We start from the raw sequence: 19980 nt of genomic DNA, 5'->3' as shown, positions 1-19980 counted from the left end.
TTTTACCTTCAAATTGTTCCATTTATCAGTATTTTAAAGCAAAAAAATACAGATTTTAAATTAATAAGTCAATAAATTTATTTAAAAACAATACTAAACACACTACTTTTCTCTGGTGCTATGATGCGTCTACTAATAATGAAAAAGCAAACTATCCAAAAGCATATCAAAACTATTCTTTTGCTTTAAAAATTAACAAAAAGGAAGTTACGTTAGTTGTGGAAAAATTAGACTTTGGAAAAACAATGTTTATTGATTTTGGACAAACAGCAGTTATTGGTAACCTTGAAATTCTGTTCGTAGATTTCATTAGAGAATGGTCAGAGGATATAAATGGAAATCAGACAGGTACCTTTAATTCATATAATATTTCATTATCAGAAGGAAGTGAGCAGAAAACTGTGTCGTTTACGTCACTAAATAAGCTTACAGATAAGAAACTAATTATAGAATGGAAGAGTTATAAAATTTTGATTTTAGAAGGTTCGGAAAAAGCACTAAAGCTAATCGTGCATAAAAACGATTCTTAAAAAACTATAGGTAACAAATACGTGTGTATTAATTACGTGCTTAACCACCCAACTAACCTTATACAAACCGTTACCTACAATTTAAAAACCAGAACTACGTTTTAACTTGAATTAATTATAATTCAGAAAATGAGAAAATTAAAATTTTCCTTATTAGTGATAATCTTACTTATAACTTCAAACAAGCTAATCGCTCAATTTGACAAAAAATTAACATCATCGGAATTAGAAAATTGGTTTAAAGCCGATTTAGAACAAGATTCAATTGCAGGAATTAGTTTCAAAAAAGCAAAGGAATTTTTAAAAAACAAAAAAAACGAATCTGTTGTTATTGGAGTCATAGAAACTAGTATAGATATTTCCCATAAAGATTTAAAAGACTGGATTTGGAAAAATCCAAATGAAATAAAAGATAATGGAATTGATGACGACAATAATGGTTATATCGATGATATAAACGGTTGGAATTTTATCGGAAGTCTGACAACATTGAATTATGAACATGAGAGAATCATTATGAATCCTGACATTGTTAAAGATAAATCGTTATTAAAAAAAGCTAAAAAAGAATACAACACTTTATTAAAAGAAATAACTAAAGATTATAAAGACGGAATTAAAACCCTAAAATTTCTAAAAAAAAGACATTCTAGATTTACAGAATATTTCCAAAGAGAAGATTACACTTTGAACGATATACTTAAAATTAAAACAAGTAATAAGGATTTAATAAAAGAAATAAAAAGTATTGAAAAGAGGATTGAATTTTCAAAACGTTATTTTGGAAAAGAAATCAAACAAAATGAGCCCTATTATATAACAAATCAAATTTTATCAACAAAAAAATATATTATAGAAGATAGTTTAATAGTTTCAGGACAGTCAATTAAAACTGATTATAGAAAGAGTTTAGATGATGATTTAAAAAACTTAAATGATAAACAATATGGGAATAATATTATTGACACAAATTTAGATGAAGAACACGGAACTCATATATCTGGCATTTTAGTTGCAAATAGTATTTCAAAAAACTACAGTTTAATGCCATTAAGAATTAATGGAAGTGTTGGAGATGAACACGACAAAGATGTAGCTCTATCTATAAGATACGCTGTTGACAATGGAGCTAAAGTTATTAATGCAAGTTTTGAAAAGTACTATTCCCCTTATAGTGATTGGGTATATAACGCTATAAAATATGCAGAAGAGAAAGATGTCCTAATTATTATTGCAGCTGGCAATTATAATCTTAATAGAGATGAAACTTTAGTATTTCCTAATGACAATAAAGGATTAAATAGTGAATTTACGGGTAATGTAATTGTAGTTGGTTCTTCTAAAGCTAATTATGGAAAGCATATTTTAAGTTACTTCTCAAATTATGGAAAAAACAATGTAGACGTCTTTGCACCAGGAAATAAAATATATTCTATGTTACCAGAAAATAAATATGGATTTAAAAGTGGAACTTCTATGGCTGTACCAATGGTTACAGCAATAGCTGCAACTATTCGCTCATATTATCCAAATCTATCAGCAAAAGAAGTTAAAAAAATGATTCTCAATTCTGGAACTAAAATAGATTTTGAAGTTAATATACCTAGTGAACGGAATAAAAGTGTAAATTTCTCTGAACTTTGCAAATCAAGTAGTATTGTAAACTACTACAATGCTGTTGTACTTGCCGAAAAATTAAGCTTGAAAAAGTAAAAAACTATTGCTAACTTAAAATGTATAACCGCAATTTCGGCTTTGCATTCGCGGACACAACTGTGCTCCCCACATGAACCGATTAACTCTTTAAACTAATATCAAAAAAAAAAGTAAATTAGGACTTATTTTTTATGGGGTATAAAAATGATAACCAACAGCAAAACTTGGCTTTAGTCGAGATAATAGAAACAAATTAATATGATTAAACTATTTTCCTTATTGCTATTAATTTTTAGCTCCTCTATATACTCTCAAAATCACACTATGAATGACACCATAAAATTAATAATCAATAAAAAAACTAAAATAGACGATTCTCTTTCTATCTCATTAAATAGATTCTCACATAAAAACGCAATTAGTGATGAACAAGCCTCGGTAACATCTAGTCATTTAATGCTTTTTAAAGGTGAAACAAAAGACGAAATTATCCTTTCTGCATATGAAAGTGCTGATGAAATTTCTTATCTAAAAAAATATGATTCTATTAATTGGAAAAACTATAGAATAAAACTAAAGCATATCGAATATGATAAATCGGTTGATGTTTTAATTACTAAAAACCATATATCAATAAAAGATAAATTAATTACAGAGGCAAATAAAATTATTGCTTCTAAATACCCTGAATTTGTATTTGACCCTGCCTTATATGAAATTACAGCTTGGAAAAACTCAAAAAAACTATAGTTAAATACAGGCGTATTATTAGGTTTACCCTGTAGGCTTCCCCAGATTAGAACTGCTTAGTTTTCCAAAATTACATTTTTATTTTGTTTTTTAACACCTCTTGTGCTAGCCAGAGAGGTGTTAAGTCTTGCATATTTTACTGGCGGGATTTTACCTAGACTATCGTGTGGTCTTTTATGGTTGTAATCGTCCATCCATATTTTAGTTTGCTCTCGAACTTGATTTAAGTTTTCAAAAATATACTTGTTTAAAACTCCACGCCTGTAAGAACCATTGAAACGTTCAATAAAAGCATTTTGAGTTGGTTTTCCAGGTTGTATATATTTAAATTCTATATGATGCATCTCACTCCATTCTTTTGTGATATTGGCAATAAACTCAGGACCGTTATCCATTCGTATCTTTTGCGGTTTTCCTTTTTTATTAATTAAATGATTGAGCACCCAAACAATACGATTACTCGTTAATGAATAGTCTATTTCGATATGTAATGCCTCTCTATTAAAATCATCAATTACATTAAATGCTCTAAAGTGTCTTTTGTTTTCTAAGACGTCGGTTACAAAATCCATACTCCAAGTATGGTTTAATATATTTGGAACTTCTAGAGGTTCTTTAATTCTTGCAGGCAAGCGTTTCTTCGCCTTCCTTCTTAAGGGAAGTCCTAAGGCTACATAAACACGATGTACACGTTTGTGATTCCAAGGCTTTCCTTCTTCACATAAGCGATCAAAAGCTTTCCAAAATCCTTCTTCTGAATGGTTTTTAGCTTTTTGTTGTAATGCTTTTTCTATAACCTTATCATCTTTAGGCTGTGGCTCATAGTAATACACGCTTTTACTCATATTTAACACACGGCACGCCCTATTGATACCGTAATGAATAAGTTCTTTAGTAATACTTCGTTTACGACAGGGCTTTAGAGCTTTTTTTCTATAATCTCTTTAGCCATCTGGTGATCTAGAGCTAAACTAGCATACATTTGTTTTAACCTATAATTTTCTTGTTCTAGTTCTTTGAGTCGTTTTAATTCTTTTGAATTCATCCCAGCATATTTTGAACGCCATTTGTAAAATGCAGCAGCACTTACACCGTGCTCACGGCTTATCTGGTCAACACTCTTGCCCTTGTCGAACTCTTTTAAAATCTTTGCAATCTGTTGCGGTGAAAATTTACTTTTTCTCATAATACTGTCTAAAGTTAAGATTATTATGCTAATTTTAAACAGTTCGGTTTTTGGGGAAGATTACAACTAGACGAGCTGGTTCAAGAAAAAGTTAAACAGTGGAATAATAACGTTGAAATTAATTCTCAAAATCTAATAAAAGGAACTACAAAGTATGGGGAAACTTATACGTATATCTACGAACATAATTGGAATTCTACACATTATAAAAATACATTAATATACTTTAGGCATAATGATATTGTATATGAGTTCAATTACTCTTCTGGTATTAGATTTTATGAAAAATATAAGAATGATGTGGCTTTCATCTTAAATAATTTAAAATTTAATGAGTAAAAATAGTGCTATACAAATTATCCTACTTTAATTTTTTAAACTATATACCTCACATTAAAAAATGTTAACTTTTTTAGCATAAAAATAACAGTGGCTTTGGTAAACTATCAAAGCCGCTTTTGTATTTTTATCGCTCTTATAAACTGAAAAAGTTAATTTAAAAAACTCTTACTCCTAAATCTTACTCGCTGTATTTTGCTCCTAAAAATTAAAATAATAACAATATCTCATAAATTAAAACTACGCTTAAAAAATTAAACAGCTTATGAAATCTTTATTTTTAAAATATAAAATTGCTTACACTACACTTGCCTTAACTCTATTCCTTTTTTCCTCTTGTTCTAGTGATGATGAGACTCCTGATACTGGAAACGAAGTTTATATTAGCATACCTGACAAACATTTTGAGGCAATATTAGTAGAACAAAAGTTAGATAGTGATGGTAGTATTAATCAAAAAATATCAATAGAAGATGCAAAAAAAATTACTCGTTTAAACTTAAACTTAGATGGTAGTTTTGGTGAAACGAGTGACTTAACTGGTATTGAAGCTTTTTCAAACTTAACGTATTTATCTGCGGCTGGACAAAAGATTAAAGCTATTAACCTAAACTCTAACACAAAGTTAGATACCTTATATTTAAACACAAACTACTTAACTACTATTGATCTTAGTAATAATCCTAATCTTCTTTTAGCTGATATTCATTCCAACGACCTTACCACTATTACAGGCTTAGAAAAAGCTGGTAAGCTTAAAATATTAAATTTATCTTTTAATAAATTAACTCATTTAAATATATCTAATAATTCTTTAGAAGAATTAACTGTAACTAACAATTTACTAACTTCATTTAAAACAGAAGACACCTCAAAATTAAAAAGTGTCGTATTAACAAGTAATAAAATTACTTCTATTGGTATTGATGACATTAGCCCTTTAGAAACATTTTTAGTTTCAGACAATCAAATAAATACTATTAATATTCATTCATTTATCGATTTAAAACATCTGTACATCACTAGTAATTTACTTACTAATTTAGATGTTAGTTATAATTTGAAACTTGAAGATTTAAGAGTAGACAGAAATCCTGATTTAACTTGTATTAAAATTAATGAGAACCAAGCAATACCAACTGTTTATAAATCTGATAGTCAAAAATTAAGTGACACTTGCTTTTAAATTACAAATAGTTAGAATAAAAGAGGTAACTTTATAAAAATGTAACATTTAGGAACAAAATTCTACTTTTTTGTAGTTTTACAATATACTAACTCAAACTTTTATAAACATAGGTCTATGGAAACAGTTACTACTAGGACAAGTAATGCTTTTAGTGATCGTATTAAGCTACCTCTCAACTTTAATACCGCTAAAATGCTTGAAGAGGCTAAAGCTTTACAGCTAGATAATTTTGAATATTACGATGTAATTCCTTTACGGTCACCTGCACATTTAGTGGATACCTCATTACCTTTTCCGCCTCCTGCTGAAGATTATGCTGATGGTTCTTGGACAGATTGGCTAGATACCAATGCTTTAAAAACATCACCATACTTAACTAGTATTATTGATTTTTTTAAAGAGAACACTACTGTGAATTTAGTTAGATTGCTTCGACTAGCACCACATTCAATAGTAAAAGAACATACAGATCCTACTTTAGCTTTAGAAATTGAAAGATCAGTAATTCGTCTTACCATTCCCATACTTAATAATAAAAATGTAACTTTTTATTTAAATAACACTCCTGTATTGATGAAACCAGGGGAATGCTGGTATATGCGACTTACAGGTCCTCATAAAGTTATTAATAACGGGGATGAAGAGCGTATAAACCTCACCATAGATATGACTCCTAATGATTGGATTCGAAAAATTATTAAAGAAAGTCAAGAAAACTCTAATTAAAACAAAAAGGGTACGCTAGCGTACCCTTTTTTAATTTTATATACTTTATGTTTTATTCTAACACTCCCAAGTAACGTTCAGCATCTAAAGCCGCCATACACCCTGTACCTGCAGCTGTTACAGCTTGACGATATTCTTTGTCTTGCACGTCACCTGCAGCAAAAACTCCTGGTAAATTAGTTTTAGTAGATTTTCCTTTAGTAATTAAATAACCTGTTTCATCCATGTCTAAAACATCTTTAAACAATTCAGTATTTGGTTTGTGTCCTATCGCAATAAATACACCTGTTACTGGAATTTCAGTTTTCTCTCCTGTTTGATTATTCACAGCACGAACTCCTTCAACAACATTTTCGCCTAATACCTCATCAATTTCAGTATTATATAAAACGGTGATATTTTCAGTTTTGTTTACGCGGTGTTGCATTGCCTTTGAAGCACGCATATAATCTTTACGCACCAACATAGTAACTTTACTACAAATATTAGCTAAATACGTTGCTTCTTCAGCAGCGGTATCTCCTGCTCCAACGACTACAACATCTTGCCCTTTATAAAAGAATCCGTCACAAGTAGCACAGGCAGAAACTCCTCCACCTATTAAACGTTGTTCACTTTCTATACCTAAATATTTAGCAGTTGCTCCTGTAGAAATAATAACAGTTTGTGCTTCAATCTCAGTCGACTCATCCACAATTACTTTATGAACTCCACCTTCTTTGCCAGAAAACTCGACCTTTGTTACCATACCAAAACGAACATCAGTTCCAAAACGTTCCGCTTGACTTTTTAAATCTTCCATCATTGCGGTACCATCAGTTCCTTTCGGATATCCTGGGAAATTATCAACCTCTGTAGTTGTTGTTAACTGCCCTCCCATTTGCATTCCTGTGTACATAACTGGTTTCATATCTGCTCTTGCTGCATATATTGCTGCTGTGTAACCTGCTGGACCAGACCCAATAATCAAACATTTAATTTTTTCTGCCATTATCTTGAATTTTTGAAGTTACAAATGTAATTTTTTTTTACTTCTATTATCTGCTTTTAAATATATTTTAACTATCACTTTATAAAGTCATGTTATTGAATAAATATTTATTTTTTTATTTGTTGTTTACTTTTTTTTTATACATTTGCAGTCCCAATTAAAAACGGGGTGTAGCCTCTCGTTTTACTCGAGATAAACTATACTACCAATTTTACACTTTTCGGGGTGTAGCGTAGCCCGGTCATCGCGCCTGCTTTGGGAGCAGGAGGTCGCAGGTTCGAATCCTGCCACCCCGACAAAAATTAATACCAATAGAAACTAAAACCTTGTAAATCGTATGATTTACAAGGTTTTATGGTTTTTGGATTATCATAAGAATTGATATATTTTGATTAAAAACGTCAACAAATCGGACAATGGACTTGCAACAAAAAGTCCAATCATTGTTCGAGCAACAATTTGAAGCTGAAAATGAGGGTGGAGATCTGGAGGATGATTTTGAATTCATAGAGAAGAAGTTCGAGAACCATTTCAAAACAGAAAAACGAATCGAAGAAACGACAGTTCCTAAGATAGGATATGAAAAACTGGGAAAAAAATAGAAGCCTAAAACAGGGGTTGGATATTTATTTCTTGGCAGAACTCATCTATAACATAAAAAATCCTGGTGACTCTGTCTGTAAAAACCACGAGCATAAAATTCAGTCAAATAAACTGAAAATCAGTAATTTATTTTAAATTATTCTCTACTTTTTCTTTCTTATAACATACCTTTTTTATATATTTATCCTTACCAAACCTAAACCAAACCTTATGAAAAAGTATTATCTACTACTGTTATGTACATTTGTTGTCTTAGCAACCAATGCTCAGGATACTAACTCCTCTACTCATAGTATCACTATTAACTTCTCTGAGATTGCCATTGTTGACCTCGAAAGTGGCGGAAGCGCAGATATCACGCTAGATGCTACCGCAGGTGTATCTGAAGCAGGTAATCCTGTAAACTTTGGTACTGTTACAAACAATTCGCTCTGGCTGAATTATACCAGTATCCTTGGGAACGAAGCCAACAGATCGATTACAGCTGCTATTACCAACGGAACTGTTCCTGCCGGTATTTCTCTTAATGTTACCGCAGCAGCAGATGCCGGTAATGGAGACGGAACCATGGGAACCTCTTCAGGATCAGTCGAACTTTCAGGCACCCCTCAGAATTTCATAACTGGAATAGGCAGTGCCTACACCGGGAATGGTATCAGTAACGGCCATAACCTTACCTATGTGTTAGGTATTGCTGATTTTAGTGCTTTGGACGCCGATAATTCAGGGGCTTTAATAGAGGTTACTTATACTATTACCGACACCCCTTAACCTTATACCTATGAAATATTTAGGTCTTATAACCTTGTTCTTCATAGTTCAATTTAGTTATGCCAACATAGCTATTTTGAATGGTTTGAAACATGAATATTCATCATCAGGAGATTCAATAAGTGGAGAGATTGATGTGAAAAATATATCTGACGCCCAACAAAAGATTATTTTATATCTTCAGGACATTTTAATCCCCTGCAATCAAGATGTAGTTTTTTCTGAACCCGGAAGTTCTGTGAATTCCTTAAATAATTGGATCTCCATAGAAAACAATGAGGTTATACTTGAACCTGGGGAAGTTCGAAAGATTAAATATAAAATTGTTTTTCCAAAGAACATAACTCCTATGGGGTATTGGAGCATGATTATGGTCGAAGGACAAACCCCTTTATCTGAACAAAAATTAAAGAGCATTGTAACGGTTAGCTCTAAAATACGCTACGGCGTTCAGATTATTTGCAACCTAACCAATGATTTTGACCAAGCGCTGCAAATTGAAGATGCGAAATATAACCCTGTTACCGGCACTGTAGAAGTTACATTATCCAATCCCTCTGATTATGTTGCCAAATCTTCGCTATCTATAGAAATATACAATAAAGAAAGTGAATTAATCTCCGACAAATCTTCCCAGAAGGTGAATATATATCCGGATTCTTGCAGGACTATAAAAATGCCATTGGATGCCCCTAATGACTCGGGTAAATACACCTGTATGATTATAATGGATCATTCGTCTGAACTTACAGGAACTTCTTTTGAATTTATCGTTGAGTAACAACTACGTCTCTGACGTAAAAAACAGTTTATTTGATCACCCCAAAAGGAATAGCAGGCTTTAAAAACATAGGCATCAATAGCCTTTTACTGGTCGTGTTTCTACTTTGTGAACCACTAAACGCTCAGCAAACAGAAATAACCACTCCAAATGACACCATACATATATTGCCCAATAAACGCTATACCATTCCGGTAACCTTTTTTAATCCAACACAATTAAAAGACAGCCTACGCATCTTTTTAAAAGTTCCCGGCACCATATCTGTTTTTCACAATATCCCTGAGAATACCGTTTTAGAGAGAAATTCTAAAAAATTATCATTTATCCTGCTAAAGACAAACTCAAAAGTACGCCCTGCGCTATACCCTCTGAAATTACATTATGGTAACGGAAAAATAAAACGTGTAAAAACCATATACATAAATCTTCAGGAAGAAGAAAGAACAGAGGCTTCAGCTATCTCTTTTCCTGAGGAAGTAAAAAGTGATGAGGAATTTTACATTAAGTATTTAATAAAAAACACAGGAAATATAGCCGACACCTTGCAGCTAACATACACGAATGCTGTTGTTGGAGATGATATAAATAAAACATGGGTCTTAGCCCCTGGCAAGGACCTTTCTATTGAATTGCCCTTCTTCGTACCTGAACAAGGTCTTGGAAAAAGCTATTTTATGGCAGAAACACATTACAGGTCAATACATAACGGAAAATTAACCAAAATCCGTAAAAGCATCCCTGTTTACCACTCTACACATAATAACGATAAAGATCGGTTGACTTTTCCGGTAACTGCTGGAATAAAATATTTTAACAACAGCCTGCCAGAACAGGAAAACCAAAGTCATTTTCAATTTGAGTTCTCCGGCAGTGGATATATTGATACCATTAGGAATAAAAAAGTTGATTTTACGCTCAGGGGACCAAGCACCTTGGAGCAACCCAGGTTTGGCAGTTACGATCAATACAGTGTGAATTATACATCAGAAAAATTGCATGTTGTACTTGGAGATTATCCGTTAAAACTAAATGTTTTAAGTCTTCAGGGCAGATGGGTTAGAGGAGCAGAGATTAAAACATACTTCAATCAGAAAAATTCAATTAAAACCTTTTATGGGAGACCCCGTTTTTTTGCTCCTACGAACACCCTCTATGGGGCAACATACAGTTATACAAACAATAAAAACTTCTCATACTTCCTTGAATGGCTTCAAAAAGAAGAAGATTATAAGAATAAATTACACAATGGATGGATCGGTACAGGCGGTTTAAATTACAAAAGAGAAGGATTTACTTTTCAGGGACTCTTTTCATATAGCAATACTGATGTATACAAAGGTCACGGATTTCAAATTAACCCCCAGTTCAGGGACGACCATATAAATGCCTCTATCGATTACCTGTATGCTTCAAAAGATTTTTTCGGTTATTATAACGATAGCGAGCTTTTAAATGCCCGTTTTCACTATAACTTCCTAAAACGCTTAAGAATCGGTATAGGATACAATCAGGCACAATACAACAGACAGCTCGGGGACCTTGAATTCAACACCCAGCCACAATACAATATGTTGTTTTCAGATGTGAGGTGGTATTTAAAATCTACTAACTATATCCAGTTTAAATTATACAGGAGAAACAATAAGGATCAGGCTGTAAATGCTACGTTCAATTATAAAGAATCTGGTATCAGAGGTATATTAAACTGGAATTTTAACGGGTTTAACGCCAATATTCAAAATACAATCTCCGAAACTGTTAACTACCTGACAACCAAAAACCACAATAGCGGAACCTCGTACAACACCAGACTAGCCCTTACCTATAATCCCTTTAACAGTCTTTCTGTTAAACCGTATACAGAACACCTGGCTACCAATAGATTTAATCAGAGCTCTTCAATTAATGAGACCTATTGGTATTACGGACTATCTGTTAATTACCGTACAGAGAATTTTAATGGTTCTGTTTTCTGGAGAAACTCTTATGCCAAAGACGAGTTGTATAAAGACCGAAGCTTTTTTAATGCCCTTCTAAACTATAACATAAACAAAAGGGGACTTTTATCACTGTCAGGAGGCTACACCGTTTTTCCTTCTCCTCTTGAAAACAAAGACCTTTATTTCAGCCTGGGATACCAGCATCGTTTCGACATCCCATTAGAAAAGAACAGGAATAAGTTTAGCTTAATGGGAGACATCCGGTTTTATGGTCAGCAACTCCTGAATAAAACAGGAATCAGGTTCCGGGTAAACAATGACGAGGTTGCCACCAATCAGGACGGCCATTTTGTAATCAGAAACATCAAAACACCGTCCGTAAGGGTCGATATCGATAAAAACACCTTACCGGCCGGCTATCTTACCTTTGAAAAGTTTCCACAAATCGTAGACCTCATGGAAAATGACGTAACACGGATAAACCTGACCCTTGTTAAAGAAAGCAGCTTAAAAGGGAACCTGTCTGTAAAAAAAGCCCCGTACAGCAAACTCCGAGATTTTAAAATTTATCTCAAACTTTTTAATGAGGATTATCAATATTTTGCCGAGGTAAATAAAAAGAGTATCTTTAGGTTTATGCATATTATTCCCGGAACATATAAACTGGAAATAATTAACAACCTTAAAAAAGATCGTATAGAAATTGTTTCCATGACTGATGAAGTAACCCTTTTACCAGGGAAAACCAAAACCGAGAATATTGAACTAAAAGAAACTGAGCGAAATATCCGCTTTGTTAAATTGAAAAAATAATATGAGGCTGGCTTTTTATATATTGTTGTGTTCTACCCAATGGCTTTTTGCGCAAATTGACAGCGACATTGTTCCTGTAGAAATAAGCCTCCCCCAAATAGCCTTACTTGATATTGAAGATGGTAGTCCTGTAATTTTGAATCAGATCAACCCAACAGAAGCCGGGAACCAACCTGGCTTTGAATCAAATTCGATTCAATGGATCAATTTTACTTCCGCAGTAAGTACCGGAACAACCAGAAATATTACAGCTGCAATTGAAGGGGGAAGTATCCCTTCGGGTATAGCATTACAATTAACCCTATCCGGTTATAGTGGCACCGGTGAAGGAAATCTGGGCACTCCAACGGGCGGAGCTATAACCCTGACAACGTCCCCACAGGATATTATTACGGGCATAGGCGGTGCATATACCGGTAATGGCACAGGCAACGGATACCAGGTCATCTACTCCATTTTATTATCGGACATCAGTTTACTAACCTCAACAGCATCAACCAGTTTCGATGTCGTTTATACCATGACCAGCTTATGAAACAAATACCCCTGTTTATCTTCATTTTTTACACACTATTTTCCAACAGTCAGACGATTACAATTAGCGGGGGAGGCTGGACACCAACCATCTCTTCATCTGACATACTTGATGCCGGCAGTGATTATAACACGAATATTTCCAGCAATACAGAACACTCCACCATTAATATCACCGGGACATCGTTGCTATGTTTAGGCATCCTGGTAGCTCCTGACTATCAAATTCGAATAAACCGACAAGACAATAACTGGAACAACCTATTACAGCTTTTTTTAAGAAGAACAGGAGATGGAGAACCTACCCTATTATGCTTAGGTTGTTTCATAGAAAACGGCAATAATTATATTGAAATTGAGAGTATTGACAAATACTTTTTTAACATACGTGGTTGCTACAGTAACGTCCCTATTCAGTATGAACTTAGAGGCTTGTCCGTCCTTATCCCGCAAGACAACTATAGCACAGAAGTTATTTATACTATAACCAATTTCTAAATTACATTTTTCATAAATAACAAGCCACATTCTACCAGCTCAGAGGTTTTTAGAGTACCGTAAGTCCATATTCCCTCATTTTTTTATAAATGGATAATGCGTCCTGAAGCAGGGTCAATGTAAGTTCTACTGATTTTTTCATTTTAAAAACTACTACCTATCTAAACCTAAAAAATAGGTTTATACATTTAAATAATAACCAACCTCCCTTGCTTTTTTCTAATTAAATTTGTAATACTTTAGTTTATCTTAACTTTCATGAAAACCATACCTATAAGACATCTAAAAGCTTCACAAAAAGAACCAAGTTTACCTGGTAATTTTATGATTAAAAGCCTTGAGGAACTTCTCAACGGAAAGGATATGATTCATGAACTTCACAGACACGATTTTTTCTTCTTTTTAGCATTAAAAAAAGGGGTTGGAAATCATGAAATAGACTTTGTTAGTTATGAAGTAACTGATTATACTTTTTTCATAGTCCGTCCCGGTCAAGTACACGAATTAGAATTAAGAAGTAACAGTGAGGGCTTTATGATTCAGTTTAATACTGATTTTTACTATTCAATTGAAAAAGAGTTTAATTCTTTACTACAAAAAGCTAGTGCTACAAATTATTATCAATTAGAAAAAAATAGTTTTTTAAAATTGAATCTGTTATTAATATCCACTTCTACCGAATATAAAAATCAAGCTGTAGCATATAAAGAAGTTATAAATTCTAACCTTCGTATTCTTTTTATAGAGTTAATGAGATTAAGAAACACTAGTAATAAAACCTCTAATACTAAAGATTCGTATATTCAAGAACGTCTTGAAGAGTTTTTACACTTATTAGAAACCAATATTACTAGTAAAAAGCAGGTATCTCAATATGCTAATATATTGAGTCTGTCTAACTATCAGCTAAATGCAATAACAAAACAAGCTTTAGGTAAAACAGCATCAGAACTTATAAACGAACAAATTATTTTAGAATCAAAAAGATATCTTCTAGCAACGTCTAACCTAGTAAATCAAATTGCTTTTCATTTAGGGTATGAAGATGTTTCTTATTTCATTAGGTTTTTTAAAAAAAATACAGGTTATTCTCCTGAAGCGTATAGAAAAAAACTAAAATAAGTACAATACTACTTTACATTTATCCTATCATAAAATTTTAAACTCACTATACTTTTACATCATATAATTTAAATCAAAATATGATGAAAAAAAGCGATATAAAATATACAGCGTTTTGGGATGAAAGATATCAAAACCTAGATTTTGCTTATGGTAAAGAACCCAATTTATTCTTTAAAGAGGAAGTGCAAAAATTAAAGTCAGGAACAATATTGTTGCCTGCAGATGGAGAGGGGCGCAACGGCGTATTCGCTGCAAAGTTGGGTTGGAATGTTACTGCAACCGATTTAAGTATTGAAGGAAAAAATAAAGCCCAAAAGCTAGCCAACGAATCAGGTGTACCTCTAAAATATATTGTAGGTGATATACAAAAAATTGAATTTCCAAAAGAGTCTTTTGATGTCATCGGCTTAATCTACGCACACTTTTCTGCTTGGAAAATTTCTATCATTCATCAAAAATTAGCCACTCTTCTTAAACCTGGAGGATACATCATATTCGAAGCGTTTAGCAAGAATCATCTTGATTATCAAAAAGATAATCAAAAAATAGGTGGTCCAAAAGATATAGACATGCTATTTTCTATAGAACAAATACAACAAGATTTTGCTGGACTTGAAATTCAAGTCTTAGAAGAAAAAGAAGTCTTTTTAAATGAAGGAGCTTGCCACAACGGAAAAGGGAGTGTAATTCGTTTTATAGGTAAAAAAATTAGTTAAAAATGAGAAAAACACTAATTGTAGTATTGGTTTTTACATTTTTTTCTGCTAATGCTCAAAAAGTCGATCAGTTTAATTCATGGTGGTATTATTCTGGAAAATACCGATTAACTGAAAAATTTAATATTGAAACTTTATACTCTTGGAGTAGACATAATTTTGTTAAGAACTGGCAACAATCAAAATTACGACTAGGTGGTAGTTATGATTATTTAAAAAATGTAAGCTTCGGTGTTGGATATGAATGGGTAGTGCTCTTTCCTTATGGAGCACACCCTGTTTCTGAAAAAAGAACAGAACACAGAGTCTATGAATACTTTAATCTAAAAAATAAAATTAAAACTGTTGCTGTTAATTATGGAATGTTATTAGAGCAACGAATTATGAAAGATAGAATAAGACATCGATTACGATTAATTTTAGGAGTAAAAGTACCTTTAATACAAACAGAAGGTAAAACGAAGTTAGGGTTATCACTTTCCAATCAGGTCTTTTTAGATATTGATAAGTATGCTAATAATAATCATTTTGGACAGAATAGAATTTATGGAGCTTTTGACATTCCTATAAATAACGCTTTTACGTTAAGTTTAGGGTACATGAATCAATACATAATAATAAAAGATAATCGAATTGAAAACGATCATACTTTAATGGTAAAACTATCTCACAAAATTGATTTTAGAAAAAAAAAGAAACGATTTACTTTGTAGTCTTTTTTAGAAAATTCATTATAAAGATTATAAAATTTTAGCAATTGCCTACGAAGCTGGTTTTAAAAGTAAAACCTCTTTTAACCGTGTTTTTAAAAATCATACTGGTTTTACACCTTCTGAATTTCGAAAACAACAATTAAACACACTGGCTGTTTAACTACTTTACCATATAAGAAAACCTTGAAATCAGATGACTCCAAGGTTTCTGTTCTAATATATGTTTCTTTTTTACTTTACAGGGTTAAGCTTACTTATAGCAGTAATCGTTCCTCCTTCTACTTCAATTCCTTGTGTAGCTTTTGCTGTTGTTGCATCTATATTGTAAACATAACTTCCAGTTTTTGTTGTTATACCAATATAAACTATTCCTTCTGCTTTAGATACATAATGCCCTTTTGATGCAATACTTTCTATATCTTCTTTTGTAGGAAGTCCTGTTACATCTGTTAACGTTTTAGCATATACATCTACAATTGCCAAATCTTTTCCAGTACTATATGTACCTTTTGAAGCTGTATCGTGTAAATTTACCAAGAATTTACCATTTCCTAAGTATAAGTGAGAAGTAACGTATCTATTACCTGAAGCTTCTTCAATGTTATAATAAAAAGTTTGGTCAAACGCTGTTTCTCCTTTTTTAATTCTTGTTATTGCTGATGGCTTTGTAGATGTTATTTCTCCGTTAGTTGTTGCTACAGAAGAAGAAAAAGCATAAGCATCTCCTTTTTCATCTACAGACAAACCTTTGTTAAAATAGCGTCCAATATGACTTGTTCTATCGTCATGAATCGTTTTTACATACTCCATTTCTGGATAAGAATACACTGCAATATTAGCTTCATTAGGATAAGCCGTTCCAAATCTATCTGTAGAATTTCCTTTAATTGTATAATAAGGTAAATACACATAATCACCTACTTGCGTTATCCAAGTAAAGAAAGCCAACTCTCCATTTTCTTTATTTGCTAAATCTTTGGTATTAATTTGTCCTTCGGCTACAAATTGTGATGTTCTTGTATCAAGACGATACCAAGAAGCGATAGGTGAATCAGAACTTCTTGATATTTTCATTAACAATAAATCGTCTTTAACTGGAGCAAATGCTTGTACAGTTTCTGACTGAAAATTAGACAATTTATCTAACGTTCCTTTATTATTTAACTGATATGTTGTTACTGCCCCTGGGTTTCCTTGTCCGTATAATAAACTAAAAAACTTATTATTACTGGTTACATAATAACGATACGTTCCATCTTGCTCAATACCGTTTCCTACTGTACTAATTTTTCCTTGGGATAAATTATCTGTTGTAAGTATATAATCTGCAACTCCTTCTGATGCTTTTGGTGTTGCTGTTATTAAGTATTTAGCTCCTTCTTGAGGTGTTTCTCCCTGTTTCGGAGTATCATCATCACTACAAGACGTAAAAATTGCCGCTGCAATAAATAAAGCTGAATAAAGGTTTTTGTACTTCATTTGTTTTAATTTATAATTGTTATTTAATTATCTTCTATATATATGTGTTCTTAAAAAAAAGTGTATTTAATTTTTCCTGTAAAGTTTCTACTGGGTTTTTGTAAACTAAAATTGTCATAAAGCTCAGCATTTAACAAGTTTCTACATTCTAAAGTAAATTGTAGTTTCTTGTTTAATGAGTATGTAAAACTTACATCGTGTGATATTTGTTGAGGAATTTCAAGTTTATTGCTCCCTAAACTTGGCCAGTACAAATAAAAATTATGAACAAATAATAAGTTATAGGCTATGTTTAATTTGTCTTCTTTATTCCATAGATTAGAAAAAGTGTAGCTCACGTCAGCATTTCCAAATAAATAAGGCTCGTTAGGAACTCGATCTTTGTAAACAACACTAACCTCTGTTTGATTATCTTCATATTTTGTGTTATTTCTTAAGTTTTGATAAGTTATGTTTGCCCCTAAAGAGATTTGATTATTAAAGTTATATCTTACCTCTGCTTCTACACCTAGGTTGGTTACACTCCCTAAATTATCCATAACTTGCCTGCTTTGATTTTTATTAAACGTAGGTCTAATAAAATCTTTAGCATCTCTATAAAAACCACTTGCATTGAAATTAAAAGAGTGTTTACTATTTGTATGTTTCCAAAGGCTAACTCCTAAATTATAATTATTGCTACTTTCTGGTTTTAAACTTAAGTTTCCTTCTAAATTAATTACATCTCCATAAAGTTCATTTGCTTCTGGTAAACGATAACTTTTTTCATAAGAAGCTTTTAATTGTATATCATCGTTTACAAAATATGTTGCTGCAAGCCCATACCCTGTATGATTAAATTTATTAACTTGATTTCTATACGCTACATCTCCGTAGTTTCCACTAGGGTTATATGCTTCTGCAAACTTATTTCTTTGATAGTATTTTTTTAAAAAGATTGAAGTATTCCAGTTTGAACTTTTAAAGTCATAGCCTAACCCCATCACATTTTTCATCACTTTTTTGGGGTGTTCGTAAATTTCATTATCTGGATTTAACTCATTATGCCCTACTCTATCAAACGTATTAAGAGTATTACTAAATGTTATTTTATGCTTATTATTTAGTTTATAGTTTAAGCTTGTTGTTGTAACACCTGCGTTATTTTTGTATTTATATAAAGAATACGAACGCTCTCCTCCAGGGCCATCATATTCTTTAAAATCTCCAAACCAATTGTAACGCCTATGCAACGTATCAATATTTTTTTCTTCACCCAAGTTGATATTAGCGGTTAACTTAAAGTCTAAGTTTTTAAATATAAAGTCGTTCTTTTTATACTTTACACTAGGCATTATAATATTACCTTTTGTATGCCAAGCTCCAAACACACTTACCATTCTTGCTCCTGTTTGGATTTCTCTATAACTCTTCCCTAGGGTTATACCAAACAATAATTGATCTGCGAACTTAGTATTTACAAAACCTACATTAAAAATGGCCACTTCGTTATGGTAAGTATCATTAAAACGTTTTACCCTTTGGTTGGGAAAATATTCTCCAGTGTTTAAATCAGATACATCAACGTTTACTTTATAATTGTTATCAGAATAGTTTTGAAAAGCATTTAATTGCGCAGTAAACCCTGATTTTGCTACATAAACAGCATTTACATGTGATCTATGAGTATTAAACGAACCAAAAGAATACGAAGCTTCTAAATGACTTTTTTTATGTTGTTGTGTTATAATGTTTACAGCTCCCCCCAATGCATCTGCTCCTAAACCTATAGGTACTACTCCTTTATATATTTCTATGCGTTCTGCTAAACTTATTGGAATGTTATTAATTTGTAGAGATGAACCAAAATTATCCATGGGCAATCCATCAATAAAAAATCGAACTTGATTTCCTCTAAAACCGTTAAGTGAAAAATTCATTCGAGAACCAACACCTCCACTTTCTCTAATACGTACTCCTGCTACTCTATCTAATGCATGTCCTAAATCTAAAGAGGTATGATGTAACTCCTTAGCATCAACAACGCCTACATTATATGCTTTCTCTTTTACTTTTTTTACGATACTCTTTCCAGTTACAAGTACCTCATCCAACTCTACTGATGATTCTTCTAATTGTATTGATAATACTAGTTCTTCTCCCTCTTCTATCTTAAAAAATAGTTCCTTAGTTTTAAAGCCAACAAAAGAAACTTTAAGTACATGTTTTCCTTTAAGCTTACCTTTAAAAAGAAAATGACCATTTATATCAGTTGAAATTCCTTTATTCGTGTCTTTTATAATGACTGTTGCTCCAGAAATTGGGTTTTTCCACGCATCTACTATTGTTCCTGATAATTTAGACTGTGCATACCCTACGAATAAAAATAGAAGGTTAATCGTTATAAAACTTATTGCTTTCTTAAATATATTCACTTTATTCTTATTTAGACTTAATTGAAATTAAAAACAAAATTACTCTTATAAAACTGTAAGCTTTATACGTTAAACGGATAATTAGCTACGCTAAACGGAGTAAATAATACTGATTATTAAGATGATTCTTTTAAAGCTATTTATTTCTTTTTATTGAGTTATTAAGTTACGTTCTGTTTTATTTGTTTCCAGGTCATAGGCTCATTATTAATCATTCTAATAA

General features: G+C 32.1%; 18 protein-coding genes and 1 tRNA gene. 15 read left to right on the top strand and 4 right to left on the bottom strand.

Translation table 11 applies throughout. From position 1 onward, the window contains the following. The first annotated feature begins 218 nt into the window (after positions 1-218). From Q4517_RS14725 to Q4517_RS14715, 3 genes are all read left to right on the top strand, one after another. Positions 219-530 carry a hypothetical protein gene (locus tag Q4517_RS14725; protein WP_303510966.1) on the top strand — a complete coding sequence of 104 codons (312 nt, stop codon included), beginning with the start codon at positions 219-221 and terminating at the stop codon, positions 528-530. Positions 531-686: 156 nt separating this feature from the next. Then, on the top strand, positions 687-2243 hold the full coding sequence (locus Q4517_RS14720; protein ID WP_303510965.1) for a S8 family serine peptidase: 1557 nt from the start codon (positions 687-689) through the stop codon (positions 2241-2243). Between the two features lie 267 nt (positions 2244-2510). Next, complete coding sequence (locus Q4517_RS14715) at positions 2511-2936, top strand: hypothetical protein (RefSeq protein ID WP_303510962.1); 426 nt, start codon at positions 2511-2513, stop codon at positions 2934-2936. Positions 2937-2992: 56 nt separating this feature from the next. On the opposite strand, the gene Q4517_RS14710 is transcribed toward Q4517_RS14715, so the two are convergent. Next, a protein-coding gene (locus Q4517_RS14710; protein WP_303510960.1) for an IS3 family transposase occupies positions 2993-4122 on the bottom strand; the annotation gives its coding sequence in 2 pieces (ribosomal slippage) (positions 2993-3861 and positions 3861-4122; 1131 coding nt in all). A 604-nt stretch (positions 4123-4726) separates the two neighbouring features. On the opposite strand from Q4517_RS14710, the gene Q4517_RS14705 reads away from it, so the two are divergent. Beyond that, on the top strand, positions 4727-5647 hold the full coding sequence (locus tag Q4517_RS14705; protein ID WP_303510957.1) for a hypothetical protein: 921 nt from the start codon (positions 4727-4729) through the stop codon (positions 5645-5647). Positions 5648-5764: 117 nt separating this feature from the next. After that, positions 5765-6376: an aspartyl/asparaginyl beta-hydroxylase domain-containing protein gene (locus tag Q4517_RS14700; RefSeq protein WP_303510955.1), complete on the top strand. Its 612-nt coding sequence runs from the start codon at positions 5765-5767 to the stop codon at positions 6374-6376. A 52-nt stretch (positions 6377-6428) separates the two neighbouring features. On the opposite strand, the gene trxB is transcribed toward Q4517_RS14700, so the two are convergent. Then, complete coding sequence (gene trxB / locus Q4517_RS14695) at positions 6429-7367, bottom strand: thioredoxin-disulfide reductase (protein WP_303510953.1); 939 nt, start codon at positions 7365-7367, stop codon at positions 6429-6431. Positions 7368-7588: 221 nt separating this feature from the next. Here trxB and Q4517_RS14690 point away from each other — a divergent pair. The 10 genes from Q4517_RS14690 to Q4517_RS14645 all read left to right on the top strand — a co-directional run bounded on the left by Q4517_RS14690 (position 7589) and on the right by Q4517_RS14645 (position 16024). Beyond that, positions 7589-7663 (top strand) — tRNA-Pro (locus tag Q4517_RS14690). Positions 7664-7783: 120 nt separating this feature from the next. After that, a complete protein-coding gene (locus Q4517_RS14685) occupies positions 7784-7969 on the top strand; it encodes a hypothetical protein (protein WP_303510951.1) in 186 nt (61 codons plus the stop codon). Positions 7970-8180: 211 nt separating this feature from the next. Beyond that, complete coding sequence (locus Q4517_RS14680) at positions 8181-8741, top strand: hypothetical protein (protein ID WP_303510948.1); 561 nt, start codon at positions 8181-8183, stop codon at positions 8739-8741. Positions 8742-8751: 10 nt separating this feature from the next. Next, a complete protein-coding gene (locus Q4517_RS14675) occupies positions 8752-9522 on the top strand; it encodes a hypothetical protein (protein WP_303510946.1) in 771 nt (256 codons plus the stop codon). A 32-nt stretch (positions 9523-9554) separates the two neighbouring features. Then, complete coding sequence (locus Q4517_RS14670; RefSeq protein ID WP_303510945.1) at positions 9555-12278, top strand: hypothetical protein; 2724 nt, start codon at positions 9555-9557, stop codon at positions 12276-12278. Between the two features lies 1 nt (position 12279). Continuing rightward, entirely contained in the window at positions 12280-12813 is a 534-nt protein-coding gene (locus tag Q4517_RS14665) for a hypothetical protein (RefSeq protein ID WP_303510944.1), read from the top strand. 755 nt (positions 12814-13568) lie between these two features. Next, positions 13569-14432 carry a helix-turn-helix domain-containing protein gene (locus tag Q4517_RS14660; protein WP_303510942.1) on the top strand — a complete coding sequence of 288 codons (864 nt, stop codon included), beginning with the start codon at positions 13569-13571 and terminating at the stop codon, positions 14430-14432. Positions 14433-14512: 80 nt separating this feature from the next. After that, positions 14513-15151, top strand: a complete 639-nt coding sequence (locus Q4517_RS14655) for a class I SAM-dependent methyltransferase (protein WP_368506472.1) — start codon at positions 14513-14515, stop codon at positions 15149-15151. Positions 15152-15153: 2 nt separating this feature from the next. Then, positions 15154-15864, top strand: coding sequence for a DUF2490 domain-containing protein (locus Q4517_RS14650; RefSeq protein WP_303510940.1), 711 nt, complete (start codon positions 15154-15156; stop codon positions 15862-15864). 13 nt (positions 15865-15877) lie between these two features. Next, positions 15878-16024, top strand: a complete 147-nt coding sequence (locus Q4517_RS14645; protein WP_408034061.1) for a helix-turn-helix domain-containing protein — start codon at positions 15878-15880, stop codon at positions 16022-16024. Between the two features lie 71 nt (positions 16025-16095). On the opposite strand, the gene Q4517_RS14640 is transcribed toward Q4517_RS14645, so the two are convergent. Together Q4517_RS14640 and Q4517_RS14635 are read right to left on the bottom strand one after the other, a co-directional pair. After that, positions 16096-17343: a DUF4374 domain-containing protein gene (locus tag Q4517_RS14640; RefSeq protein WP_303510938.1), complete on the bottom strand. Its 1248-nt coding sequence runs from the start codon at positions 17341-17343 to the stop codon at positions 16096-16098. A 50-nt stretch (positions 17344-17393) separates the two neighbouring features. Then, on the bottom strand, positions 17394-19757 hold the full coding sequence (locus tag Q4517_RS14635) for a TonB-dependent receptor (protein ID WP_303510936.1): 2364 nt from the start codon (positions 19755-19757) through the stop codon (positions 17394-17396). Positions 19758-19980 lie beyond the last annotated feature (223 nt).

The sequence above is a fragment of the Tenacibaculum sp. 1_MG-2023 genome (assembly GCF_030547425.1).
GTDB lineage: Bacteria > Bacteroidota > Bacteroidia > Flavobacteriales > Flavobacteriaceae > Polaribacter.
Note: the sequence above shows the minus strand (reverse complement) of the source record. Positions and strands in the feature narration are given on the sequence as shown.